Annotated in this window: 29 protein-coding genes and 3 tRNA genes; 12 read left to right on the top strand and 20 right to left on the bottom strand. The window is 58.8% G+C overall.

What is annotated here, in order from left to right; translation table 11 throughout:
* Positions 1–5: 5 nt before the first annotated feature.
* The 5 genes from HMPREF3048_RS09745 to HMPREF3048_RS09725 all read left to right on the top strand — a co-directional run bounded on the left by HMPREF3048_RS09745 (position 6) and on the right by HMPREF3048_RS09725 (position 3,691).
* Complete coding sequence (locus tag HMPREF3048_RS09745) at positions 6–773, top strand: MBL fold metallo-hydrolase (RefSeq protein WP_070772005.1); 768 nt, start codon at positions 6–8, stop codon at positions 771–773.
* Positions 774–928: 155 nt separating this feature from the next.
* Positions 929–1,927 (top strand): Abi family protein, encoded by a 999-nt coding sequence (locus HMPREF3048_RS09740; RefSeq protein ID WP_070772004.1) that lies wholly within the window; start codon positions 929–931, stop codon positions 1,925–1,927.
* A gap of 45 nt (positions 1,928–1,972) precedes the next feature.
* Positions 1,973–2,701 carry a ribonuclease PH gene (rph, locus tag HMPREF3048_RS09735; protein WP_070422586.1) on the top strand — a complete coding sequence of 243 codons (729 nt, stop codon included), beginning with the start codon at positions 1,973–1,975 and terminating at the stop codon, positions 2,699–2,701.
* Positions 2,695–3,294 carry an RdgB/HAM1 family non-canonical purine NTP pyrophosphatase gene (rdgB, locus tag HMPREF3048_RS09730; RefSeq protein WP_070772003.1) on the top strand — a complete coding sequence of 200 codons (600 nt, stop codon included), beginning with the start codon at positions 2,695–2,697 and terminating at the stop codon, positions 3,292–3,294. The genes rph and rdgB overlap by 7 nt, the downstream gene beginning before the upstream one ends.
* A gap of 22 nt (positions 3,295–3,316) precedes the next feature.
* Positions 3,317–3,691: a hypothetical protein gene (locus HMPREF3048_RS09725; RefSeq protein WP_070772002.1), complete on the top strand. Its 375-nt coding sequence runs from the start codon at positions 3,317–3,319 to the stop codon at positions 3,689–3,691.
* Positions 3,692–3,735: 44 nt separating this feature from the next.
* Here the strand turns inward: HMPREF3048_RS09725 and HMPREF3048_RS09720 are convergent, their stop codons facing one another.
* Both HMPREF3048_RS09720 and HMPREF3048_RS09715 read right to left on the bottom strand, forming a co-directional pair.
* Positions 3,736–4,107 (bottom strand): DUF3817 domain-containing protein, encoded by a 372-nt coding sequence (locus HMPREF3048_RS09720; protein ID WP_070422583.1) that lies wholly within the window; start codon positions 4,105–4,107, stop codon positions 3,736–3,738.
* Positions 4,104–4,562 (bottom strand): hypothetical protein, encoded by a 459-nt coding sequence (locus tag HMPREF3048_RS09715; RefSeq protein ID WP_224213568.1) that lies wholly within the window; start codon positions 4,560–4,562, stop codon positions 4,104–4,106. The genes HMPREF3048_RS09720 and HMPREF3048_RS09715 overlap by 4 nt, the downstream gene beginning before the upstream one ends.
* A 98-nt stretch (positions 4,563–4,660) precedes the next feature.
* On the opposite strand from HMPREF3048_RS09715, the gene HMPREF3048_RS09710 reads away from it, so the two are divergent.
* Positions 4,661–4,745, top strand: a tRNA-Leu gene (locus HMPREF3048_RS09710).
* 23 nt (positions 4,746–4,768) lie between these two features.
* On the opposite strand, the gene bcp is transcribed toward HMPREF3048_RS09710, so the two are convergent.
* Positions 4,769–5,254 (bottom strand): thioredoxin-dependent thiol peroxidase, encoded by a 486-nt coding sequence (bcp, locus tag HMPREF3048_RS09705; protein ID WP_070772001.1) that lies wholly within the window; start codon positions 5,252–5,254, stop codon positions 4,769–4,771.
* 80 nt (positions 5,255–5,334) lie between these two features.
* Between bcp and HMPREF3048_RS09700 the strand changes: the two genes are divergently transcribed.
* Together HMPREF3048_RS09700 and HMPREF3048_RS09695 are read left to right on the top strand one after the other, a co-directional pair.
* Positions 5,335–5,610: a DUF3618 domain-containing protein gene (locus HMPREF3048_RS09700; protein WP_070422581.1), complete on the top strand. Its 276-nt coding sequence runs from the start codon at positions 5,335–5,337 to the stop codon at positions 5,608–5,610.
* A gap of 119 nt (positions 5,611–5,729) precedes the next feature.
* Positions 5,730–6,377, top strand: a complete 648-nt coding sequence (locus HMPREF3048_RS09695) for a DUF305 domain-containing protein (protein WP_224213570.1) — start codon at positions 5,730–5,732, stop codon at positions 6,375–6,377.
* Here HMPREF3048_RS09695 and HMPREF3048_RS09690 read toward each other — a convergent pair whose 3' ends face one another.
* From HMPREF3048_RS09690 to HMPREF3048_RS12335, 4 genes are all read right to left on the bottom strand, one after another.
* The gene (locus HMPREF3048_RS09690) at positions 6,378–6,953 is read right to left on the bottom strand and encodes a nicotinamidase (protein WP_070422580.1); all 576 of its coding nucleotides are present in this window, start codon (positions 6,951–6,953) and stop codon (positions 6,378–6,380) included. It abuts the gene before it with no gap.
* A gap of 396 nt (positions 6,954–7,349) precedes the next feature.
* On the bottom strand, positions 7,350–8,069 hold the full coding sequence (locus tag HMPREF3048_RS09685; protein ID WP_070772000.1) for a hypothetical protein: 720 nt from the start codon (positions 8,067–8,069) through the stop codon (positions 7,350–7,352).
* 50 nt (positions 8,070–8,119) lie between these two features.
* Positions 8,120–8,569 (bottom strand): helix-turn-helix domain-containing protein, encoded by a 450-nt coding sequence (locus HMPREF3048_RS09680; protein ID WP_070771999.1) that lies wholly within the window; start codon positions 8,567–8,569, stop codon positions 8,120–8,122.
* The gene (locus HMPREF3048_RS12335; RefSeq protein WP_070771998.1) at positions 8,566–8,751 is read right to left on the bottom strand and encodes a MerR family transcriptional regulator; all 186 of its coding nucleotides are present in this window, start codon (positions 8,749–8,751) and stop codon (positions 8,566–8,568) included. Before HMPREF3048_RS12335 ends, HMPREF3048_RS09680 begins: the two co-directional genes overlap by 4 nt.
* 89 nt (positions 8,752–8,840) lie before the next feature.
* Here HMPREF3048_RS12335 and HMPREF3048_RS09670 point away from each other — a divergent pair, with 89 nt between their 5' ends.
* Positions 8,841–9,920, top strand: coding sequence for a WhiB family transcriptional regulator (locus HMPREF3048_RS09670; protein ID WP_070771997.1), 1,080 nt, complete (start codon positions 8,841–8,843; stop codon positions 9,918–9,920).
* 266 nt (positions 9,921–10,186) lie between these two features.
* On the opposite strand, the gene HMPREF3048_RS09665 is transcribed toward HMPREF3048_RS09670, so the two are convergent.
* The 5 genes from HMPREF3048_RS09665 to HMPREF3048_RS12165 form a co-directional block, all read right to left on the bottom strand.
* Positions 10,187–11,314, bottom strand: coding sequence for a helix-turn-helix domain-containing protein (locus HMPREF3048_RS09665; protein WP_210398435.1), 1,128 nt, complete (start codon positions 11,312–11,314; stop codon positions 10,187–10,189).
* Between the two features lie 127 nt (positions 11,315–11,441).
* Positions 11,442–11,642: a hypothetical protein gene (locus HMPREF3048_RS09660; protein WP_070771995.1), complete on the bottom strand. Its 201-nt coding sequence runs from the start codon at positions 11,640–11,642 to the stop codon at positions 11,442–11,444.
* 101 nt (positions 11,643–11,743) lie between these two features.
* Positions 11,744–11,986: a hypothetical protein gene (locus HMPREF3048_RS09655; RefSeq protein WP_070771994.1), complete on the bottom strand. Its 243-nt coding sequence runs from the start codon at positions 11,984–11,986 to the stop codon at positions 11,744–11,746.
* Positions 11,987–11,995: 9 nt separating this feature from the next.
* Entirely contained in the window at positions 11,996–12,286 is a 291-nt protein-coding gene (locus tag HMPREF3048_RS09650; RefSeq protein ID WP_070771993.1) for a hypothetical protein, read from the bottom strand.
* A 24-nt stretch (positions 12,287–12,310) separates the two neighbouring features.
* Positions 12,311–12,553 carry a helix-turn-helix transcriptional regulator gene (locus tag HMPREF3048_RS12165; protein WP_070771992.1) on the bottom strand — a complete coding sequence of 81 codons (243 nt, stop codon included), beginning with the start codon at positions 12,551–12,553 and terminating at the stop codon, positions 12,311–12,313.
* A 138-nt stretch (positions 12,554–12,691) separates the two neighbouring features.
* Here HMPREF3048_RS12165 and HMPREF3048_RS09640 point away from each other — a divergent pair, with 138 nt between their 5' ends.
* Positions 12,692–13,303, top strand: a complete 612-nt coding sequence (locus HMPREF3048_RS09640) for a helix-turn-helix transcriptional regulator (protein ID WP_070771991.1) — start codon at positions 12,692–12,694, stop codon at positions 13,301–13,303.
* Between the two features lie 22 nt (positions 13,304–13,325).
* On the top strand, positions 13,326–14,495 hold the full coding sequence (gene xerC / locus HMPREF3048_RS11855) for a site-specific integrase (protein ID WP_168167352.1): 1,170 nt from the start codon (positions 13,326–13,328) through the stop codon (positions 14,493–14,495).
* Positions 14,496–14,586: 91 nt separating this feature from the next.
* Here the strand turns inward: xerC and HMPREF3048_RS09630 are convergent.
* Positions 14,587–14,659: transfer RNA gene (locus HMPREF3048_RS09630), tRNA-Lys, on the bottom strand.
* A gap of 205 nt (positions 14,660–14,864) precedes the next feature.
* Between HMPREF3048_RS09630 and HMPREF3048_RS09625 the strand changes: the two genes are divergently transcribed.
* Complete coding sequence (locus HMPREF3048_RS09625) at positions 14,865–16,064, top strand: L,D-transpeptidase (RefSeq protein WP_070771989.1); 1,200 nt, start codon at positions 14,865–14,867, stop codon at positions 16,062–16,064.
* A 34-nt stretch (positions 16,065–16,098) separates the two neighbouring features.
* Here HMPREF3048_RS09625 and HMPREF3048_RS09620 read toward each other — a convergent pair whose 3' ends face one another.
* The 7 genes from HMPREF3048_RS09620 to HMPREF3048_RS09590 all read right to left on the bottom strand — a co-directional run bounded on the left by HMPREF3048_RS09620 (position 16,099) and on the right by HMPREF3048_RS09590 (position 20,839).
* Positions 16,099–16,959, bottom strand: coding sequence for a siderophore-interacting protein (locus tag HMPREF3048_RS09620; RefSeq protein WP_070483539.1), 861 nt, complete (start codon positions 16,957–16,959; stop codon positions 16,099–16,101).
* 149 nt (positions 16,960–17,108) lie between these two features.
* Positions 17,109–17,181: transfer RNA gene (locus HMPREF3048_RS09615), tRNA-His, on the bottom strand.
* Between the two features lie 46 nt (positions 17,182–17,227).
* Positions 17,228–17,857 (bottom strand): oligoribonuclease, encoded by a 630-nt coding sequence (gene orn, locus HMPREF3048_RS09610; RefSeq protein ID WP_070483541.1) that lies wholly within the window; start codon positions 17,855–17,857, stop codon positions 17,228–17,230.
* Positions 17,858–18,664 (bottom strand): mycolate reductase, encoded by an 807-nt coding sequence (gene cmrA, locus HMPREF3048_RS09605; RefSeq protein WP_070422576.1) that lies wholly within the window; start codon positions 18,662–18,664, stop codon positions 17,858–17,860.
* Between the two features lie 10 nt (positions 18,665–18,674).
* Entirely contained in the window at positions 18,675–18,995 is a 321-nt protein-coding gene (locus HMPREF3048_RS09600; protein ID WP_070422575.1) for a transcriptional regulator, read from the bottom strand.
* Positions 18,992–19,417 (bottom strand): hypothetical protein, encoded by a 426-nt coding sequence (locus tag HMPREF3048_RS09595; protein WP_141758901.1) that lies wholly within the window; start codon positions 19,415–19,417, stop codon positions 18,992–18,994. Before HMPREF3048_RS09595 ends, HMPREF3048_RS09600 begins: the two co-directional genes overlap by 4 nt.
* 39 nt (positions 19,418–19,456) lie before the next feature.
* The gene (locus HMPREF3048_RS09590; protein WP_083316859.1) at positions 19,457–20,839 is read right to left on the bottom strand and encodes an MFS transporter; all 1,383 of its coding nucleotides are present in this window, start codon (positions 20,837–20,839) and stop codon (positions 19,457–19,459) included.
* Positions 20,840–21,198: the final 359 nt, after the last annotated feature.

The following is a 21,198-nucleotide window of genomic DNA, read 5'->3' as shown; positions in this document are numbered from 1 at the left end:
TTTCCATGAAGTTGACCATCCTCGGGTGCTCCGGAAGCCTTGCCGCGCCGGGGAACCCCGCCTCCTCCTATGTCATTTCGGTGCCGGGTGAAACCGATGTGGTGATGGACTTTGGTCCGGGGGCGCTCGCCGCGATGCAGGAACGGTTCGATCCTGCTGCGGCCCACGTGATCTTCAGCCACCTGCACGCTGATCATTGCTCGGATTTCCCGTCGCTGTTGGTGTGGCGCCGATACCATCCGGAGGCACCTGCGCAGCAGCGCCACCGCCTCATCGGGCCTTCGTATGCGGTTGAGCACTTTGGCCGCATGAGCGCCGATGGTCCGGATGATGTCGACGATTGCACCGACACATTCGAGTTCACCACCTGGCGTACCCGCGAGCCGGAGACGTTGAGCGGTCTGATGGTCACGCCGTTTGAAGTGGTCCACCCGGCCCAGGAGTCGCATGCGCTGCGCGTGGAGGACGCGCACGGCAAGGTGCTGACGTTCTCGGGCGACTCGAGCTACACGCCGTCGCTTATCGACGCCGCCCGTGGCGCCGACCTGTTCCTCTGCGAAGCAGCCTGGGGTGCGTCGTCGGAAGGCAAAGCCGAAGGCATGCACATGTCTGGCAAGGAGGCGGGACGCCTCGCCCGCGAAGCCGGGGTGAAGACGCTGGTGCTGGTGCACATTCAACCGTGGACTGACCCGCACAGTGTGCTTGAGGCAGCCCGTACTGAGTTTGATGGCGAGATTCTGCTGGGGCAGGCCGGCGCCGTCTACGAGGTGTAAGGGTCGGGCCTTACTGCGTTACCCCTTTTAAGGGGTGGAAGGTGACCTAGGGGGTCGGGTGCGCTAAATTAGCCACCACAACGACCGGTTCCGCTAGGCTACATCTTGAGTAGTCAGTCCAGGGCCGGTTTTCAAAATCTTGGGGGTAGGGGATCGTGGTATCCACGAAACCGTTTCAGAACTATGAAGACTTGCTCACGCTATTGGGCGAACGGGGGATGCGAATTGCAGATCTTGCGTCTGCGGAAGAGTCGCTGCGAAACATCGGATATTACCGTTTGAGCGGATACTGGTACCCGTTTAGAGAGCCATTCCCGAATCAACAAAAACTTCACGGATACGAACTCACACGCAAGAATGAATTCCGTGAGGGAACGAATTTCGACGACATCATTCGACTCATGAGGTTCGATACCCGATTGCGTAAGGCAGCCTTGAGTGCGTTGGAGCCCGTGGAGATTTGGCTCCGTAACGCCATTGCACACGCGATTGGTAGCGTGCACCCGCTGCTTCATCTTCATCTTGACGACCCGTCAATGCTTGACCTGCAGATGCAGCCTCCCATTAAGGAACCGAACCAGGTAGAGCGGTATGCAAAGTGGTTGGACCGCTTTGACGCATCTATTGGTTACTCCAAAGAGGATTTCGTACACCACTACCGGGATCGCAACGAAGATCTTCCAATTTGGGCTGCAGTGCAGACCTTCGAATGGGGAACGCTGCACAATCTGTACGATCTGCTTCCAAAGTGGATGCGCGAGCAGATCGCTGCTGATACCGGGCTCACGTTCAAGGAGCTCGGGTCATGGCAGCGATCGCTGGCTTATTTGCGAAATACGTGTGCACATTACGCGAGGCTGTATAACCGTGTAGACGATGCACCGCTTGTGCCAAGAAAACCAAGTTCCACACTCAGCTGGATTCGGGCGTATCCGGAATCGTTGCGAGACCGGACATTCTTCAAATTGTCCATGTTGCAGTACCTGCACGGTGTGATCGAAGGAGAGCCACATTTCGGGCTCACCAAAGTTGCTCACGAATTCCTGATGGCCAATTTCTCGGGACACGATCTTTCGCCACACTCACACTCGTTGCCCATCCTCACCGCAATGGGGTGCCCTCCGAACGTGATTAATAAATCGCCTTGGGTCTAGTTGGCTTGCAGGGACGCGACGCCCGCCTGCGTTACGCTTGGAGCCATGACTGATTTTTCGCGTTTTGACGGTCGCGCCGTCGACGAGCTTCGCCCCGTCCGTATCACCCGCGGTTTTACTTCGAACCCTGCTGGCAGTGTGCTGGTGGAGTTCGGCAACACCCGCGTGATGTGCACCGCTTCGGTGGAGGAGGGCGTTCCCCGTTTTAAGAAAGATTCCGGCGAAGGCTGGCTGACCGCCGAGTACTCCATGCTTCCTTCCGCGACGCACGAGCGTATGCCGCGTGAATCGATGCGAGGCAAGGTAAAGGGCCGCACGCACGAGATTTCGCGCCTGGTGGGTCGTTCCCTGCGCGCTGCGGTGGATCTTTCCGAACTCGGTGAGAACACCATTCAGCTCGACTGCGACGTGCTCCAGGCCGACGGTGGTACCCGTACCGCGTCGATCACAGGCGCGTACGTTGCACTTGCGGACGCGATCGCTGTGCTGAAGGAGCGTGGCGTGGTGCCGGGTGAGCCGCTGCTGAAGCCGGTAGCGGCGATTTCCGCCGGCATTATCGACGGCCACGTCTGCCTCGACCTGCCGTACGAGGAAGACTCCCGAGCGGAGGTGGACCTTAACGTGGTGATGCAGGAGGGCGGCAACTTCGTCGAGATTCAGGGCACCGGCGAGCACGGACTGTTCGGCCGTGAACAGCTCGGTGAGATGCTCGATGTGGCAGCCAAGGGTTGCGAAGAGCTCTTCGCAGCCCAGAAGGCGGCGCTGGGATGGTAAAAGTCCTCGTCGCTTCCCGTAACCCGGGCAAGGTCCGCGAACTCGACCAGGTGCTGCGCGAGCTGGCCATCGGGGGAGTGGAGCTAGTGTCGCTTGATCAGGCCCCCGCGTACCCCGACCCCGTCGAGGACGGCCTGTCCTTTGAGGAAAACGCCGTACTGAAGGCCCGGGTAGGTGCTGCCGCGACTGGTCTTCCGTGCGTCGCTGACGACTCCGGCCTAAGCGTCGAAGCCCTCAACGGCATGCCGGGCATCCTGTCCGCTCGCTGGTCCGGTAACCACGGCGACGACGCTGGCAACAACGCCCTGCTGCTCAAGCAGATGGAAGACATCAACCAGCGTCGTGCCGCTTTCGTGTCCTGCTGCGCGCTTGCCACCCCAGAAGGCGATGTACACGTCGCAGAAGGGCGTTGGGAAGGCGAACTGCTTCGCGAGCCCCGCGGCGACAACGGTTTCGGCTACGACCCGCTCTTCGCACCCGATGACGCGCCGGGACGTTCCTCGGCGGAACTGACCTCGGAGGAGAAGAACGCACGGTCCCACAGGGGCAAGGCGTTGCGGGAGTTGGCAAAGCACATCGCGGCGCTGAAGTGACGAATTTCGTTACAGTGGCTGCATGAAGAAAACAATCGCATTCGCAGCAACTGTTCTCGCCTCCAGCGCTCTTTTGACCGCTTGTGGGCAGGACGGTGACTTCGACGGCACCTGGTCGGGCGACGTCACCGCAACCCAGGAGGGGACCGGCGGTGGTCAGGCCACTGTGACCATTGACGGTAAGGATTGCTCCTGGGAGCTGACCGAAACCGACGGTGAGACTAACGAAGCGAACTGCCTGCGCGACGATAAAGAGTTCAAGCTGGAAGATCCGCTGACGCACCAGGATCTGGAGTACGACGCTGAGCGTGCAGGCGACACGTTGACACTGTCGCCGCAAAACGATCAAGCGGAGAAGGTCGGCGTCATGGTACTAACAAAAACCGACGACGAATAAGTTTCGCCGCCGGTTTCATCCCCCGAAGTTCCAGTTCGCCGACGTTAGGCGAGCTGGAACTTTTCTTTAACTTCCTTGCGGCGCTTCTCTTCCACAAAGAAGGACATAAACGGCACAACGCCGGAGATAGCTGTTGCCACCCAGGTGCCGCCGGACCAGCGGGCCTTGGAGCCGAGATTCAGCGACGTCATCAAAAACGCGACGAATGCAAAGCCGTGTACGCGCGCGACCCAGGACAAGTAGTCGACGTTCATGTCGAAGCCGTACTGCATGATCATGCGGGCAATCAGCAGAAGCAGCAGGACGCCGGTGATCCACGCCGCGATGGAGAACCACAGCAGAGCCTGCTTAACGCGGCGCTGGCGCTCCGGGTGGATGCGCTCTGGCTGTGCTGCTGGCTGAGTTTGCTCGGTCATGCGTGTTCACCTTTACCTTCCGGGTGGGTTTCGCGGCGCGGTGCCACAAGTTTGTTGTATTCGTCGACGTCGATCTCCGGACGTGCGGGCAGGAAGTCCTCGTCGATTTCCGTGACGGGCTTGTGCTTGCCGTAGCGGGCGAGATCGGCCTCGTACAGGTCATCCATGGTCAGCCCTGCGTTCTCGGCGTCAATCTTGTCGTTCTCCATGCGCATACCTACGCGGTAGGCGTAGATGAAGAACAGCGCGAAGCATGGCCACTGCAGGGCGTAGCCCAGGTTCTGGAGAGTGCCGGTGCCGGATTGGTAGCGTTCCCACTGCCACCGGGCGAGCAGCAGGCACGTCACTGCGGCTGCGATGAGGAGCAGGATGTGCCACCATCGCACGCGGAGACGCTCACGCTGCGGAATCGGGGTGGTCCCGTCCGCGTCCGTGTGTTCCAACTTTTCGCTCACGAGTGGTGATCTTACCCGGTAAAACCATGGTGCCAAACTAAAGTTTGATACCGCGGTTTCTGTGGATGGGGGCGCGGCGTGTAATATCCGTTCTCGACGCGCCCGTGGCGGAATTGGCAGACGCGCTGGATTTAGGTTCCAGTGCCTTATGGCGTGAGAGTTCAAGTCTCTCCGGGCGCACCAATTCTTTATGGGGGAGTGGGGACTTACAGGTTCCAGTCGCGCAGGATGCGGCCAACGTGGCCAGTTGCCCTGACGTTGTACTGGGCTTGCTCCACGGTGCCCTTACCGTCAGCGTCGACGGAGACAAGGAACGTTGAGCGGATAACGCCTTGGACGATCTTGCCGTAGTTCTTCTTTTCCCCGAATGCGCCGTAAGCCTCGAGGGTTTCCTTGGATTCGTCGGAAAGCAGCTGCACGGTCAGGTTGTGGTCGTCGCGGAACTTTGCCAACTTCTCCACCGGGTCGGGGCTGATGCCGAGTACGGCGACGGAGGCCTCCTTGAACTGGTCCATATTGTCGCTAAAGTCGCAAGCTTCGGTGGTGCAGCCGGGTGTGTTTGCCTTCGGGTAGAAGTACACGATGACTCGCTGGCCAGCGAAATCGGCAAGCGAAACGGTTTCGCCCTTGTCGTTATTCAGGGAAAAAGCGGGGGCGGTGTCGCCTTGTTGCAGTCTGGTGGGTTCAGTCATGCCTCCCCGTTTTACACTACTGTTGGTACGAAAAGACGTCAGTCTAGAAAAGTCCCAAGTAAACGTAGGAGTTTGAAACCGTGGCACGAGATATTCACGACATTGAGCGTGACCTTGCACGCACCCGCAGCCAGCTGGCTAGCACGCTCGACGAGCTTGCAGACCGCACGAACCCGTCCACCTTGGCCGACACGGCTAAGGGGCAGGCAAAGACCTGGCTCGAGGACGAGACTGTGCAGAAGATCATCGCTGGCGTTGGTATCGGTATCGCAGCGCTGATCGGTATCAAGGTCTACAACGGCCGTAAGCGCAAGAGCGAGCTCAAGGAGCTGCAGAAGCTGCTGTCGCGTAACTAAGCGCGAGCGTCTGTACGCCGGTACCTGCAATGTTGTAGGTGCCGGCGTTTTGTCGTCGATACGCTCGTGTCCTTGTTGAATTCAAGGTAATCTCTCTTTACGACCGAAAGGGAGCATCAATGGTTAATGATCAGGCCGACCACGAACTCGAGCGGATGCGCGGCAGTAAAAAGCCGCTGTTGATCGCATTAGCGGTCATTGCGGTGATTGTGCTTGTGCTGACGGTGGCGGGGCCGTCGATACGCGCTGCGTTCACACCGGATGAAGAGACCGCCGCAACGTCGACGGACACCGACGCCGAGTACAACGGCACTGACGTCCACTTCCTGGGCATGATGGTGCCGCACCACCAGCAGGCGATCGACATGTCGGATGTGCTGCTGGACTCCGACGTCGACGATGCGCAGGTGCGTGATCTCGCCCAGCGCATCAAGGACGGTCAGGAGCGCGAAAACGAGCAGATGAACGCCTGGGCCGACGAGTGGGGCATCGATCAGGACATGGAGCTCCACTCGAAGCACATCGCCAATGGCATGTTCCCGCCCGAGCAGTTGGACGAGTTCGCGCAGTTGCGTGGCGACGACCTGCGCACCGCTTTCCTCGAAATGATGCACTTCCACCACGCCCACGTGATCAAGATGACGCAGGACGAGGTGGACGGCGGCGCCTACGAGCCGCTTCGCGAGTTGGCCCAAGACATGATTGAGGTGCAAACCGCCGAAATGGGCGAGATGGAAGAACTTCTGGGCTACAACCCGACGAAGTAACTAGACAATCTCGGCGCCAGCCTCAAACATCTCCTGAAGCGCTGCGGCACCGCCCTTGTCATCGACGGGGGAGCACATCGCGCGCAGGACGCGCACCTTGAAACCAGCCTTCAGGGCGTCCAGGACGGTGGCTCGCACACAGAAGTCCGTTGCAATGCCACAGACGTCTAGCTGGGAAACCTCGCGCTCGCGCAACCAATCCTCAAGCGATGTGCCAGCCTCAGTTGCGCCCTCGAATCCGGAATAAGCGGCGGTGTACTTGCCCTTGCGGAAAAACTCCTCAATCAGCGAGGTATCCACCGGTCCGCGCATCTGCGCACCATAGGAATCAGCGACACAGTGCGGCGGCCAGGTGTTGACAAAGTCCGGTGTCTCGCCTTCCTTGGCAAAGTGGTCACCTGGCTCGATGTGCCAATCCTGTGTTGCCACAATGTGGTCGTACTCCAAACACCTGTTATCAGGGGTGGAGATCAACTCCGCGATTTTTGACGCCACCTCATCGCCGCGGGCGGTGGCAAGGCTACCGCCGGGGCAGAAGTCATTTTGCACGTCAACAATTACCAAGGCTGTTTTCATGAAGATCAGCCTAGTCTCAGCTGCGAGAAAAAGTGACGGGTACACAAAAAGCGAGGCTGGCGGGTAAAATACCTGCCAGCCTCGCTGTGCTGTGCGCCATCAGGGAATCGAACCCCGAACCCACTGAAGGGAATTCGAATAAGTGTTCGCCTAGGTGAATTGGCCAAAACGTTCAACTAGCTGCACATTAGAACGGTGTTCGAATATCTGCGAGTGTTTCCGAATGTTCGGTAATTCGTTCCAATTAGTGGGGGAATTAGTGGGGCGATTAAGAACCTGTGAAGGGGGTGAAGTTTCGGTGAAGTCCCGCATTTCTTCACCCCCTCTAGTATCCAGGGTTAAACCGCGTTCCCGTCTGTTCCTGTCGGGGGTAGTTCGGTGGCGGTGTGCCCTGTCTTACTCGTCTGTTTCGACACCGAACGTGACCTGTGTCAGATACGGCAAGTCGTATTCGAACTGCCCTGTTTCGTGGATAATCATCTTGCCGTCTCGCACCATGTCGAACAGTGTGGTGCGCTCGGTGCGGCGAATCTCGCCCGTGAGTGGTGCGCGCTCGGCAAGCGGGCCAACCTCTGCAAAGTTCTCCACTTTGGCAACCAGCGGAACAATCGCGGTATCAATCATGCCGAGTAGGCGCGGTTGGATATGGCGTGCTTCGGCAATCGTCGGCGTTAGCTGCTCCACCACACTATCGACCAGTTCAGCGTCGATAGCCCTGCGTGCAATGAGTTCCTCCACCAGCGCGGCGCCAAGGGTGGTGCCCTTAATGGGTGCCAGTGTGTCGATGAACTGTTGCACGCCCCACTTCTCATGACGGGACAGCAAGCGGGCTAGCGCAAGTTCAAGTGCGGCGTCGGGTGCCGTGGGGTCAGGTGGTGTGCCGACGGCGGCGGCGCGGGCGTAGTCGAACATGCGAGATGCCCCACTGCGAGCGGCTTTCAGTAGGCCAACTACTTCGGCAACCTCATCTGCGAATTTCGGGGTCATTGTTTTCCATTGGCTTGCGTGCCCTGCGGGCGTCAGGTTCTCGTTTGCGGCAATGCGTTCGGCTTCGGACACAAGGCGGCTTGCCAGCGCGGCGGCGCGGGCCTCCAATTTGTACAGGTCAATTTTCACGGGTGCATTCTCCTTCGTTGTGTGGGCTTGTGGGCGGTGTTCCGGGCGTGCTAGTCGTAGCCGTCCAAGTCGATATCGGGGGCGGGAAGGTCTGCGAGAAGGTCGATAGCGTCAGATGTCGGTAGGTCGTTGAGAAGATCCAAGGTGCGTTGATGTTCGGCGTTGTTCGCTGCGAGAAGTTCGTCAACAGTCGGCGGTTCTTCGTAGTCAACCGGGTCGAAGTCGACGGGCGCGCCTAGATCAATTTTCTTAATGAGGTCACGGAGTGCATTTCGGTAGCGGCGTGGAAGGTGTGCGAGAAGGTTGTCGATAAGTTCGTCGGGGGTTGGCTTCCCGAGAACCGTGTCGAGTTCAGCGGGGTGGAAGTAGCGCGTTTTCCTTCCCGGGCGTTCATAGGCGGTTATCTTGCCGTCTGCGCGTAGTTGTTTCAGGTGGCGTTCGGTCACGCCGTACCATTGCGCCGCTTGCCTGTAGGTGAGCATTTTCGAGTAGTCGTTCATGCTTCGACGCCTTTCAGCGCGGCGGTGATGTCGACGGCGTTGAGGTAGACGCTTGGGCGTGTCCAGCGGCGGCGGGTGATGGTGACTTCCCCGGCCTTCACCATTCGGTTGAGGGTTCGTTCGCTTACGCCGAAGTGTTCGGCGGCTTCGTGGTAGGTCAGCCATTCCCGTTCGTTGGTCATGGCGTGATTGTCTGCGTTAGTCGGTGGCGGTCAGTTCGGGGCGGTTGTGGTCGGCCCGACCGCTGCACGCCCCGGGTGATGTTCGGGGCATGTCTTCCCCCGCGTGCGCCACTGTGACCCCGTTGTCTGTTCGTGATGCGTTTCTGTTCCCGGAAGAAGCGGCAGACGGCAACATCGAACGGGCGAAGAAGATTTGTCAGAAATGCCCGATTTTGCCAAAGTGCGCCCGTGATGCGCTCTACGCGGGTACAGATCACCGTTTCGAGGTACCGGCCCCGGCGAACGGGGTTGTTATGGCCGGGGTGCTGTGTGACGGCTCTGAAGGCGCGCTCAGGGCGTTAGAAGATGTCGCCGGGATCCAGGGCATCTATGAGGGGCGAAAGCGGGCGCTAGTCGCGTTCGGTACGCCGTGCCGCAACTGTGAGAAGCCGATGGTGCCGTGGTCACGGCATCAGCCCCCGCTACCGGAAGGCTATTCCATGCATCGCGGGCGTGGCCTGTGCGTTGAGTGCCGTGGCGCGTATCAAGAAGAGTTAGCGGCGTGGCGTGCTGCTCACCCCGAAGACGCGGCGCGGGAAGAGTTCTCGAAGAAGAAGACGGATCGGAAGCGAACTAGCGTCGCTGCACTGGTCGGGAAGATTGAGACGGCTGTGAAGAATGGGGACGAAGAACTTGCCGACGAGCTGCGTTACCGGTGGTCGGTCGAACGGGATCGAGAAGCCACACGGAAGGCGGTAGCGAAGGGAAGCAAGTTCGTGAAGTTGCCGACCCGGGGCGAGAAGACCGATCAGGTTCTAATCGCGTGGCAGCGTGAACCGTGGCGGTTGAACGTCGAAATTGCCGAATTGTGCGAAGTGTCTACCTCTCTCGCTGCGAGTGCTCGGTCGATGCTGGTTGTAGCGGAAGTGCCCGGTTTCGCCGATCCCGATAAGCGTGACGATAGCGACGCCGAACGTTCCCGTCGCATTCGTTCCGCTAAGTACGAATTAGGACGTAGGGCGGCGAAGAGAAGGAAGGGTCTTACTCTATCGCTTTTGCGAAACCGGCCCGATTTAACTTGGTCTGAAGTGAGGGAGTTCACCGGCGTCGGCTGGCAGGTGATTACTGAATTAGTCGAGAAGCATGATCTTCCGAAGCGCACTCGGGGCCGACAACGATTGACCGCCTAACGTATCGGTGATGATGGTGGTAGCGCCGAGAAGGAAGCCCCCTGTCTCGGCGCTACACTTCCCCGGTCTTTTCCCGTAAGGCCGGGGATTAAACGTGTGTAGCGCATCACGTTGTTGCGGTAAAAACGGTGGTTTAGGTCGAACTGTAAACCGGCCGTTGTCGCTTCGATACGGTTTACATGCTGGTCAACGAAGTGAAGCGGGCCGTATAGGCCCGCTTCCCCCATATTTTCCCCCATACTTAGGCCAAAAACGGCCCGAATTTGCTAACTTGCGATCCCCTCGTGTTGCGGTTCATTGAGAAGGATACTTAGCACTTCACGCGGGTACTTGCCTACGAATCTTTGGCCGTGCCCTCTAATTGCTACCTCCATCTGGTCGATGGTGTACCCGCGATAGATCATCGTCTCCCAGACGAACCGCCATTCTTTCGCCGTGGACTGTTGGGAGTAGGGGAAGTGCCCCTTAAACCAGCGCCATGTTTTACCGCTTCGGCGTTCGTGGTCAACCTTGGAAGCGCGGGCTTCCTCGGCGCGTTCTATGGCTTCGTCTAGATCCCAGATGGTGCCTTCGTTGTCGCCTTCCCCGCTAGCGTCGCCGGTCGCTATCGCCTTCATCATCGCCATGATGGTGGACTTCCAAGAACTACGTTCGGCGGGTGGTGCATCATCGTCAAACAACTGTCTCACGTCTTCACCGTCTTGGATCGTGTCGATAGCCGCTTCGAGTGCTGTTTCAAATGTCAGCTCTGTTTCATAGGCCGTAGCGAGTTCAACCCAATAGGCAACTAGCGCCGGGGCTTCAAGTTCGATTCGGTCATAGAATTCTTCGAAGGTCTCCATTCCTTCGGCGCGGGGCATCGCAAGATGCTCGCACTCTGGAAAATTCTTGGAGTAGTTAAGGGAGTTAGTAAAGGAGTAGGGGGCCAGATCTGGCCCGGGGTGGGGTTCATCTACGGCCCCCGGGTAGTCCAGATTTGGCCCGGGGTCATGGTTGACCCCCGGTTCATCTACGGCCCCCGGTAGGCGTAAGGCGTAGACGATTGACCCGGAATTCTGAAAGCCCCTATTTGGCAGTTGATCTACCGCCTTCAGGAAGCCCGCTTCCTCCAACTCACGAACGGCCCTTTTTACCGAAGTCAGGGAAATGCGCGCTTCTTTAGCGACTGTCGGCTTACTCGGCCATGCACAACCGAATCGTGGATTATCCGGCTTCATGTTGACGTATTCCAGGGCTAGAAGCCATGCCACGCGAAGGGCGGCGCCACTCACGTCGCTAGCGAGTACTGCGTGCCCCCAATCGTCACGGAAGCGCCGTAGTCTCTGTGTTTTCTCCTCGTTCTCGCCGTACCCCGTGGCGACCTGTGTCGAAAGATTTGGTTCGTTGCTTGTCACCTTTTCTCTTTTCTTCCCGTGGTCGGCGGGTAAAAACATGCGGCCCCCGGGCTTTCCGGGGGCCGTTTTCCTTTCTCCGTGTGGTGGGGGATCCGTTGCAGCGGATCATTCCCCCGGCCCGGAACTGTTACGCCGGAATGAACGGGATCGGCTCGAAGGTGTCCATAATGAACCGCTGTGCGTCGAGTAGGTCACGCACTAACCGGCCTGTCTGCGCGGGGTTGAAGGCCGTATCAGCGGTGACAACTACGGCAGGGCCGCCCTCGTTTACTGTCACCGTGACGTTATTACTGATGGCCCAAGTGTCGGCGTTCGTGGTATTCTGCATGGAGAATCCTGTTCCTTTCTTTGCAGTGGGTTGGGTTCGTGCCCTCGTAAGTGGTTGCAGCCACCCGGGGGCGTTTTCTTTCTCTGTGGTTCTCACTCTCTCTATTCCTTCCGCTTCAGGTAGTCGCTTCCGTGGCGGTAATTGTCGAGTTCCAGGTATTCCAGGTCGGCGATTAGCCACTGTGCTAGATCCTCTGAAAGCGCGTAGGTGTCAAACACTTCAGTGTTGAGGAACCCCGGCAAGACGCGGATAAGTGCGTGTGTCACGGCTTCCTGTGGTGTCTCACCTTCACTGTTGGCACTCTCAGTTAAGTCGCGTGTGTTTTGTGGAATGAACTTCGTCATGGCGTTTCCTTACACGTCTGCGAGTTGTTCAATTCGGGCGGTGACGTCGGTGGGGCGTCGAAGCGTGCCACCTTCCCCTTCGCTGTCCAGGCACGCGGCCATAATGCGGCGGAATCGTGCCGAACCGGGGCGAAGGTCGCGATCCGTTGCCTGCTTCCATACCCATTCGACGGGCGGAAGGTCGTGCAGATAATCGGTTCGGCCCGCAAGGTAGAACGCGCCGTCTTCGTCGATGATCTGGAAGGCGCGGGAGCGGGTTCCCAGAATGTCGCGCTGGTCTTTGTACTTCTCTATACGCACAATGTGCCCCGTTTCTCGCCTGTGTTAGGCGGTCGCTTTCCGGTTGTATGTTCCCGGCTGGTTCGTGTACTCGTCCGTACTCTCGTGCGAGTTCGCTTCAATCCAGGCCGTGACGTCAGCCCAGCGGTAGCGAATGTTGTTTGCAGTGGCGCGGAAGAATCGCGGGCCATTGCCGTTCACGCGCATTAGCGCTAACTGCTGCGTTGAGACGCCCAAGTATTCGCCAAGTTCGGCGGAAGTAAGTAGTTCGTCAGGTGCTCGGTTCATCGTGTCTCCTCTCTCTAAGCGGTGAACCTGTACTAGAAACTACCACGATTAGTACACACTGCACAATATTGAGTTATATTGAGTGACATGAACCTACATAGATGTAAACGGGTTAATACCGAACTGAACTTTTCTTTTATGCTTATTCGCATGTCGGAATGGGCGAATGAACTTGTGGCCACCTTCGCGGAATCAATGAAGAAACGCCGCGACGAACTGGGGCTAAGCGCCCAAAAACTAGCCGACCGAACGGCGGAACTAGGCCACCCGGTAAACCGCTCTGTTGTGGCTGCTCTTGAAACCGGGCGCCGTAATCGCCTACTGCTTCCCGACGCGCTAGTTATCGCGGAAGCGTTGAACACGTCTCTCGCAACACTGCTATATCCGGGTATGCCAGACGGCGCCGTCGAACAGGTGCCCGGGCGTGTCATGCCGTCTTGGGACGCGGCGTTAAACCTTCTCGGAATCGAACCGCTCTTCGGCGATATCCAGCCCAATGATGAAGACGAACACACCACGGGGCACGCTCTCGCACGGGCTAGCGCGGAACTGCAAGACGAACGGGAAACCCTGTATCACTTATCCTTCGAGTTCACTTCCCAGGATCAACACTTAGACGCCGACGGGAAGGCGAAGTTTCTACAGTCGATTACCCAAGCGCAACGCCGTGTAACTGAAGTTGAGAACCGTATCGAAGCGCTCGGCGGTGTTGTCTACGACGAACACGCGGAAGGCCGCAACAATGGGTAGGCGCCGTCTAGAAGTAGGGGAAGTGGGATCGGTAAACGCCCAAAAAAGCAAAGCGGGGTGGCGTGCCCGGTGCTGGTATCGCGGACAAGACGGGCGGAAACATCAAGTCGATATCGAACGGCGGACAAAGACAGCGGCGCTAAAAGACGCCCGCGCTATTGCTGAAGAACGGGCTAACCTTGGAAACGCCGACCTAAACGCTAATTCGCCACTGTCTGCACTTCTTGAAACATGGTGGGCAACGGTGGAACAACGGGCGGAAGCCGGGAAGATATCGGAAGGCACTTTAGCGGCCTATAAAACGCCCTATGAGCGCGTGAAAGCCGAACGCGGGCATTTACTCATTCGAGAATGTACGGCCCCGCGTCTCGGCGCTTGGGTCGAAGAAGCGGCGGAAGGGAAGCCTTCAGTTCATCGTTCGCTTCGCCGTGTGCTCTCCCAAGCCTTCGATTTTGGGGAATCGCAAGGCATTGTGACGTTCAACCCCGGGCGGGCTATCCCAACCATGGAAACAGCGACGAAGGAAACCAACGCGCTTACCGCACAAGAAGCGGTGCGTCTCCGTAGCGTTATCCGCGCTTGGGAAGACGAACACGTCGGGAAGTCGAAGCCGGGAACAGGCGGGCGCCCACTTCAGCCGTACCTAGGTGACGTTGTAGACGTCATGCTCGGAACAGGCTTCCGTATCGGTGAAGTGTTGGGCCTTCGCTGGGAAGACGTGAACTTCCAGGCGAACCCCGTCGAGGTCACCGTCTCCGGGGCGGTGAAACAGCGGAAGGCTACCCCGGATAGTCCTTCACTGGTATGGGAACCGCGCCCAAAAACGAAGAAGGGGCTTCGAACGGTATCAGTGCCGACGTTCACCGCCGACGCCTTGCACCGCCTGTTTATCGAGAAGGCGCCCGACGCGGTTTTCGTGTTTGCCACATCGAAGGGAACGCCACGGTCGCCCGCAAACGTTCGAACCCGGCTTCGCCGCGTGTGTGGATCAACCTTCGAGGGGCTAACGCCACACACGCTAAGGCGAACAGTTCTAACGATTGTGGCGGAACAGACAGACGTTCTTACCGCGTCACGTCTCGCGGGGCACGCCAGTACGAAGATCACCGAAGAGAAGTACCTAAAGTTTGGCCCGAAAGCGCCCGACGCTTCGTGGGCGTTGGAATCTATCGGCGCGGGTGAAACTTCTTGAAATTATGGGGGAATTAGTGGGGATTGACCCCAAGACGTGAAGAAACCCCTTCCCGGTGGAACTGTTTCCGCTGGTGAAGGGGCTTTCCTTGTGCGCCATCAGGGAATCGAACCCCGAACCCACTGATTAAGAGTCAGTTGCTCTGCCAATTGAGCTAATGGCGCGTATTTTGTTTTGTTGGTGTTGCTCTCTGCAACGAGGTAATACATTAGCAGCGTGTGTTGAATGTGTGAAATCGGCAGGTAAGAGCATATTTTTCGGCGATGTTAAACGTTGTATAACGCTTTGTTTGTGGATGGTGGCTTTTTAGCCGTTAACGGTTAAAGTATTGGCGTTTGAGTTTTGGATTTGAGTTGTGAGGGGTCCATTGTGCTCCACCTTCGCGCGGTTCGCCGCTGCACCGCGGTCCTGACGGCGCTGGCTGCAGGAGCGATGATTTCGGCCTGCTCACCGGGGGATGGGTCGAGCCGTCTCGAGCAGGTTGCGGAGACGGACCAGGCTGCAGAGACGACGCCTGCGGCGAAGCCGCCGAAAGTCTCGGTGAGCAATAACGCCACTGACGTCGAGCCTGGCCAGCCGGTGAAGGTGCTTTCGGAGGTCGGATTGGCCTCGGTGAAGATGACCAACGAGGCCGGCAAGGAAGTCGAGGCGGAGTTCAACGACGACAAAACCGAATGGTCTACGGCGGAACCGCTTGGTTACGGACGCGAGTACACCATTGAGGCGCGTGATGTTGAGGGCCAGAAGGTGATGTCGTCGTTTACTACGGTGTCGCCGGCTGTGACGGTTAATGCGTACGTTGGTCCGCTTGACGGCTCGACGGTTGGTATCGCCCAGGCGGTAACCATCCGCTTTGATAGCCCGATCCAAGACACCAAGAAGATGGAGAAACTCATCTCGGTGGAAACCTCGAACGACACCGAGGGTGGATTCTTCTGGCTGGATCCTTACGAAGTGCGCTGGCGCCCGAAGGAGTACTGGGAGCCCGGTACTGAGGTCACTGTGAAAGTGGATCTGTATGGGCGCAAACTTGCCGAAGGCGTCTACGGTTCCGACGACACCGAAATCAGCTTCACCATCGGTGACAAGGTGGAGACTGTCGTGGATAACTACGACAAGATGCTGCGCGTCTACGCTAACGACGAGTTGGTGAAGGAGTTCCCGATCTCACTGGGAACCGACGGTAGCTACGACACCCCGAATGGCACCTACGTGGTGGGGGATGAGCACCCCAGCCTTGTCATGGACTCGCGTACCTACGGCTTGGCGTTGGATGCGGGCGGGTACGTCACGCCGGTGGATTACGCCACCCAGCTGTCGTACTCGGGCATCTACGTCCACTCCGCGCCGTGGGCGCTGTGGGCGTTGGGGTCCCAGAACCAGTCGCACGGCTGCATCAACGCTTCCTATGAGAACGCCAAGTGGTTCCAGGAGTACGTCAAACGGGGTGACCCGGTAGTGGTGAAAAACACTGGCGGATCGACCCTGACCCCGTACGACGGCTTGGGCTACTGGAACCTTGATTGGGAGCAGCGCTCCGGCGGCAGCGGCGAGCAGCTCTACTCCTAGTGCCCCTAGGTGCAGTTAGTGCCCCCAGGCGCAGTTAGGCTTTCGCGCGTTCCTCCTCGGCTTCAATCTCGGCGTTGAAATCGCGCTTGGAGGCCTGCCACTGATCCTCTGTCATGCCGATGCGCCAGTATCCAGAGATGGACACGTCTTGCTTGGGGACCTCGGATTCGACGAAGAGGAAGCGCCGCATTTCCTTGATCATCTCGGCAACGCCGTGGATGAACCAGCTGGTGTTCTTTCCGTCCGGCACGCCGGCCTGTCGCACGACGCGGGATAGCTCCGTGCCATGGGTCGCGCCGTTGCGGATCACCCAATGGATGTCCACGCCATCGCGGGCTGGGAGCTCAAACTTGCGGTCTTCGGCTTCGATCTCGATGTACGCGGTCGCAGTTGCGCCCTCGGGGAGGCGCTTTAGGCCCGCGCCGATGGCCGGTGCTGCGGACTCATCGCCGGCGAAGATGAAGTGCTCGTAGTCGACCGAAGGGCCCCACGCGCCACCTGGGCCGAAGAAGCCGATCTTCTCTCCAACCTCGGCTACGCGAGCCCACGGACCGGCCAGGCCTGCATCGCCGTGGGTGACAAAGTCAACATCGAAATCCCCGGTCGATGAGTCGAGGTTGATCAACGTGTAGGTCCGGGTCACCGGTTGCTTGTCGCGCGGCTGTTGTTCACGGACCTGTTCGACGTTAAATGGCCAGGAGTAGTCGGCGCCCTCCGGCACGAACAACAGCTTGAGGTAGTGGTCCGTAAACTCCAGATCTTTACCGACAAAAGCGGGGGTGTTCAGGCTTAAGCGAACCAGATCGGGGGAGAGCTGGCGGCGACCGGTCACGGTTGCCTCATTGGCCTTCCGGGGTTTACGCCTCGCGGCCGCTTTGTTGGCTTGTTCGGTCATCGTTGTCCCTGTCCTTCAACAACTCGTGGCTGCTTCTGGCGGCGGAAGTTCGCACACCAAATAGTTAGGTAAGGCTAACATATTTAAGGAGGGGGTGGAATAGCAATGTGCCCCGTAACCTGTTGTGGAGGTTACGGGGCACGCTTCGGGGTGGCTGACGGGGCTCGAACCCGCGACACCCAGGATCACAACCTGGTGCTCTACCAGCTGAACTACAGCCACCATTGCTGTTTTGCAGCGGATTACACCTTAGCCGTTCATCTGAAGTTTACAAAAACCGCTGGTAGAACTCGGTTGCAGCGGCAGAAGCCTTCGTTGCGGTGTCGGTGTCCGGGCCGGGGGAGTCCACAAATACGGCGCGACGGTAGTAGTCCAACTCGCGGATGGATTCCACGATGTCCGCCAAGGCGCGGTGAGCCATGCCCTTTTCGGGCTGGTTGTAGTACGCCTTAGGGAACCAGCGGCGCGACAGTTCCTTCACGGTGGACACGTCGATCATGCGGTAGTGCAGGGCGTCGTCGAGACGCGGCATCTGCGCACGGATAAACGCACGGTCGGTAGCAATCGAGTTGCCCGCAAGCGGAGCAGGATGAGCAGGATCGCAATGCTTTGCGACGAGCTCCAGCACCGCATCCTCCGCATCCCGGATACTGGTCGTGGAGGCCTTAATGTCATCGAGCAGCCCGTTAGAGGAGTGCATCTCGGTGACAAAGTCATCCATCTCCGCCAGTTCGGCGTCGGTGGCGTGGACGACGAGGTCGACGCCGTCGTCGATAATGTTGAGCTCCGCATCCGTGACAAGCGCTGCCACCTCCACGATGACGTGGCGTGACGGGTCAAGACCGGTCATCTCCAGGTCGACCCACACGATGCGATTGTCCTTGTCTGCGATCTCCATTTATTCCTCTCCCATCTTGGCGTAAAACTTGCCCATAATCGGCGGCAGAATCCCGCGCGGGGCGTAGGTAGACACGACATCCATCGCCTTCGATAGCGGCCCCGGAACGACGCGTCGGCGGTTGCGGCGCATCGCCTTCAGGGTGTCGGCAGAACAAGACTCGTAGGTCGTCCACAGGAAATCGGGCACGACCTTATCCACGATCGACTGCTCCTCCTCCGGAATGTGCGCCTCACGCACCGGGCCGGGGGCGAGCAGGGTCACGTGCACACCGGAATCCTTCAGCTCGTAGTGCAGGGCCTCGGTGAACATGTTGACGCCCGCCTTGGTGAACACGTAGGTGGCGTTGTTCGGGATCGGCAGGTTGCCGGCTGCGGATCCGACGTTGCACAGCGCGCCCTCGCCGCGTGGCACCATCTGATCCAGCACCGCCTTGGTGATGCGGAACACTGCCGTCGCGTTCAGGTTGAACTGGTTCGTCTCGTACTCCCAGTCCTGCTTCATAAACGGGCCGAACGACGCGATGCCGGCAGAATTGACGCAAATGTGAATCTTGCGGTTCGCAATGTGGTTAAGCAGTGCGGTGACGTCGCGTTCCTTAGACAGATCCGCGGCGAAGACTTCGACGGTGACGCCGTGGGCGGCCGCGAGTTCGTCGCCAAGCTTTTGCAATACCTCCTCGCGCCGGGCAACAAGGATGAGGTTGTGGCCACCTTTGGCCAGGTCGCGTGCAATCGCTTCGCCGATGCCTTGGCTCGCGCCGGTAATCAACGCGAACGAGTTGATGGATGGTCCTGGAAAACTCATGCGTCCGAATCTACCCGCCCGCGATCTCTCGCAACGCTGCCGTGTGTCGCTCGAAGGCCTGCGCGCCCGTCGCTGTCAGTGTGACCCACACTGTGTCCTTCGCCCGGGATGAGCCGTACTCGCGGAAGCGCGTGATATAGCCGTGCTCCTCGAGCCGGTCCAACTGCTTGGAGAGTGCGGAGTCTGACAGGTTTACTTTGTCTTTCAGCGTGCTAAAGCGCATCTCAAAGCGGGACGATTGCTTTTCGACGGCACCCCCATGAAACAGTGCCGCACAAATCTTCAACCTGGCCAACGGGTGAATAACGGGGTCGATGGCTGGCTCACTCATCGGTTTTTCTCCCAGTAGTAACCGGTGACGATGATGACAGCCGCGGAGAGGACGCCCGCGATAGTCGCGCCAACGACGCTACCTTCGGGGACAAGCCAGACGATTGGCATGAAGACCAGCGGCATCAGTGCGGATCCCCAATTCGTCTCGGGGTCTTCCTGGATCGGCTGCTTCATGCTTGGACGCACGTTGCGGTTGTGATCTCGCACGGTGATGGCGATGCAGGCGATGATAATGACCGCAAACAATGCCCACCAGTATGTCCACCGCAGGATCAGGCCAGCAGCAGTGACTCCGAACAGGGTGCCGAGAATGACATAAGCCCACGGGGGTGTGGGCTTATGTTGCGCGTCGCGCTCGAGCATGTCGATCTGCTCGAGGGTGGCGCGAGCTTCTTCTTGAGAGATCTTGTTGCTTTCCACGTTGGCAAGTATGTCACTTGCCTGAATGGAAAGCAAGCGTTAAATCTCGTGCATCTCCTGGTGCTTAGTCTCCGGGGCGGACAGGGTCGCCACCAGGGATATCGCGGTGACAATAACCAGGTAGATACCCACAGCCTGCGGGCCATACTTCGCGTTCAGTGCCGTCGCAATGAAGGGGGCGATAGCCGCACCCAGGATGGAGGACACGTTGTACGCAATACCCGAGCCGGTGTAGCGCACATTCGACGGGAACAACTCCGGCAAGATCGCAGACATCGGGCCGAAGATGAAGCCCATCAACACCATGCCGATGAACAAGAAGATGCCCAGGGAAACCATGGTGAACGTCTCCGGATTCAGCAGCCACTTGAAGCTCAGGCCATAGACGATGATCGCAACCGAGGTCAGACCCAGCACCGGGCGACGGCCGTAGACATCCGACCAATGCGCCGCAATCGGGATGCCAGCGATGAACCCGAAGATGCACACCAGCTGCAGCTTCAGGAACGTCGGGTACGCAATACCCAGGCCAACGCCCTCTTCCGCCGAACCAATTCCGTAGGAGAGGAACCAAGTGGTCACGATGTAGAACAGCGTGTAGCAACCGACCATGACAAACGTGCCCTGGATCAGCGGCTTCCAGGCAGTCTTGAATACCTCCGCCAGTGGGGAAGCGGCCTTCTGGTTGTTCTGCTCCACCTGCTGGAACACCGGAGTCTCCTCAACCTGCAGGCGAACCCACAGGCCGATGATGACCATCACGATGGACAGCAGGAACGGAATGCGCCAGCCCCAGCGCATGAACGCGCCCTCGAAGTCGCCAGTGGTGTGGCCCAGCACGGTGACCAGGATGAGGAACAGGCCGTTTGCCAGCAGGAAGCCGAACGGTGCGCCGAGTTGGGGCCACATGCCCGCCCAGGCGCGGCGGCCCTTAGCTGCTGTTTCTGTGGACAGCAGGGCCGCGCCGGACCACTCGCCGCCCAGGCCAAGGCCCTGGCAGAAGCGCATCAGTGCCAGCAACGCCGGTGCCCAGATGCCGGCCTGTGCGTAGGTGGGCAGCAGGCCGATAACAAAGGTGGCGATACCCATGGTCAGCAGCGCGCCGACCAAGGTGGCCTTGCGGCCGACCTTATCGCCGAAGTGGCCGAACAACACTGAACCTAGCGGGCGAGCGATAAACGCCAGGCCAAACGTGGCGAACGACGACAGCAGCGCCACCGTGCTCGACTCCGACTTGGGGAAGAAGAGGAACGGAAATACCGCGACGGCTGCGGTGGCGTAGGCGTAGAAGTCGTAAAACTCAATCGTCGTGCCAATTGTCGACGCAAGGCGGACCCGGTTTCGCTCCTGTGGCGTTGTCTCCCGGATGGCAGCAGGGGCCGCTTGTGGGGCAGGGGGTTGATGCTCGACGCTGGTGGTCATTGCCCGTCCTCTCATTCCATTGTGTGAAACTGCTGTGTCGCAGAATGGAAGAAACTGTACCACGCTATGGGACGCGTATCCCAAAAATGGGTGGGGTGTGGTCTGCTGAGGCCAAACGACACATCCAACACGGCATATATCGCTGAAAATCAGCGGAGTATGCCGTGTTCCATGTGTCGTTTAGCTTTGCGGCACGCCTCTTTCCCCGCACATGGTGAGAACGCATTGGTGAAGACGGCCAAAAATCGGCATCTTCACCAATGCGTTCTCACCATGTACGCGGCGCGCCCCTCATCCCAACCCCCAGAAACACAAAGCGCCCCCAGCAGTGTCCGAAGTCACGACATATTTGACGGGGT

The organism is Corynebacterium sp. HMSC075D04 (genome assembly GCF_001815635.1).
In the GTDB taxonomy this organism is placed as follows: domain Bacteria; phylum Actinomycetota; class Actinomycetes; order Mycobacteriales; family Mycobacteriaceae; genus Corynebacterium; species Corynebacterium coyleae.
The sequence above is the reverse complement of the archived record's forward strand: the minus strand, read 5'-3'. Positions and strand labels throughout refer to the sequence as shown.

What these genes read in the sequence shown, in the direction of transcription:
- HMPREF3048_RS09745 (WP_070772005.1), top strand. Translation starts at nt 6, where the DNA reads ATGAAGTTGACCATCCTCGGGTGCTCCGGAAGCCTTGCCGCGCCGGGG.
- rph (WP_070422586.1), top strand. Translation starts at nt 1,973, where the DNA reads ATGACTGATTTTTCGCGTTTTGACGGTCGCGCCGTCGACGAGCTTCGC.
- rdgB (WP_070772003.1), top strand. Translation starts at nt 2,695, where the DNA reads ATGGTAAAAGTCCTCGTCGCTTCCCGTAACCCGGGCAAGGTCCGCGAA.
- HMPREF3048_RS09725 (WP_070772002.1), top strand. Translation starts at nt 3,317, where the DNA reads ATGAAGAAAACAATCGCATTCGCAGCAACTGTTCTCGCCTCCAGCGCT.
- HMPREF3048_RS09720 (WP_070422583.1), bottom strand. Translation starts at nt 4,107, where the DNA reads ATGACCGAGCAAACTCAGCCAGCAGCACAGCCAGAGCGCATCCACCCG.
- bcp (WP_070772001.1), bottom strand. Translation starts at nt 5,254, where the DNA reads ATGACTGAACCCACCAGACTGCAACAAGGCGACACCGCCCCCGCTTTT.
- HMPREF3048_RS09695 (WP_224213570.1), top strand. Translation starts at nt 5,730, where the DNA reads ATGGTTAATGATCAGGCCGACCACGAACTCGAGCGGATGCGCGGCAGT.
- HMPREF3048_RS09690 (WP_070422580.1), bottom strand. Translation starts at nt 6,953, where the DNA reads ATGAAAACAGCCTTGGTAATTGTTGACGTGCAAAATGACTTCTGCCCC.
- HMPREF3048_RS09680 (WP_070771999.1), bottom strand. Translation starts at nt 8,569, where the DNA reads ATGAACGACTACTCGAAAATGCTCACCTACAGGCAAGCGGCGCAATGG.
- HMPREF3048_RS12335 (WP_070771998.1), bottom strand. Translation starts at nt 8,751, where the DNA reads ATGACCAACGAACGGGAATGGCTGACCTACCACGAAGCCGCCGAACAC.
- HMPREF3048_RS09670 (WP_070771997.1), top strand. Translation starts at nt 8,841, where the DNA reads ATGTCTTCCCCCGCGTGCGCCACTGTGACCCCGTTGTCTGTTCGTGAT.
- HMPREF3048_RS09660 (WP_070771995.1), bottom strand. Translation starts at nt 11,642, where the DNA reads ATGCAGAATACCACGAACGCCGACACTTGGGCCATCAGTAATAACGTC.
- HMPREF3048_RS09655 (WP_070771994.1), bottom strand. Translation starts at nt 11,986, where the DNA reads ATGACGAAGTTCATTCCACAAAACACACGCGACTTAACTGAGAGTGCC.
- HMPREF3048_RS12165 (WP_070771992.1), bottom strand. Translation starts at nt 12,553, where the DNA reads ATGAACCGAGCACCTGACGAACTACTTACTTCCGCCGAACTTGGCGAA.
- HMPREF3048_RS09640 (WP_070771991.1), top strand. Translation starts at nt 12,692, where the DNA reads ATGCTTATTCGCATGTCGGAATGGGCGAATGAACTTGTGGCCACCTTC.
- HMPREF3048_RS09620 (WP_070483539.1), bottom strand. Translation starts at nt 16,959, where the DNA reads ATGACCGAACAAGCCAACAAAGCGGCCGCGAGGCGTAAACCCCGGAAG.
- orn (WP_070483541.1), bottom strand. Translation starts at nt 17,857, where the DNA reads ATGGAGATCGCAGACAAGGACAATCGCATCGTGTGGGTCGACCTGGAG.
- cmrA (WP_070422576.1), bottom strand. Translation starts at nt 18,664, where the DNA reads ATGAGTTTTCCAGGACCATCCATCAACTCGTTCGCGTTGATTACCGGC.
- HMPREF3048_RS09600 (WP_070422575.1), bottom strand. Translation starts at nt 18,995, where the DNA reads ATGAGTGAGCCAGCCATCGACCCCGTTATTCACCCGTTGGCCAGGTTG.
- HMPREF3048_RS09590 (WP_083316859.1), bottom strand. Translation starts at nt 20,839, where the DNA reads ATGACCACCAGCGTCGAGCATCAACCCCCTGCCCCACAAGCGGCCCCT.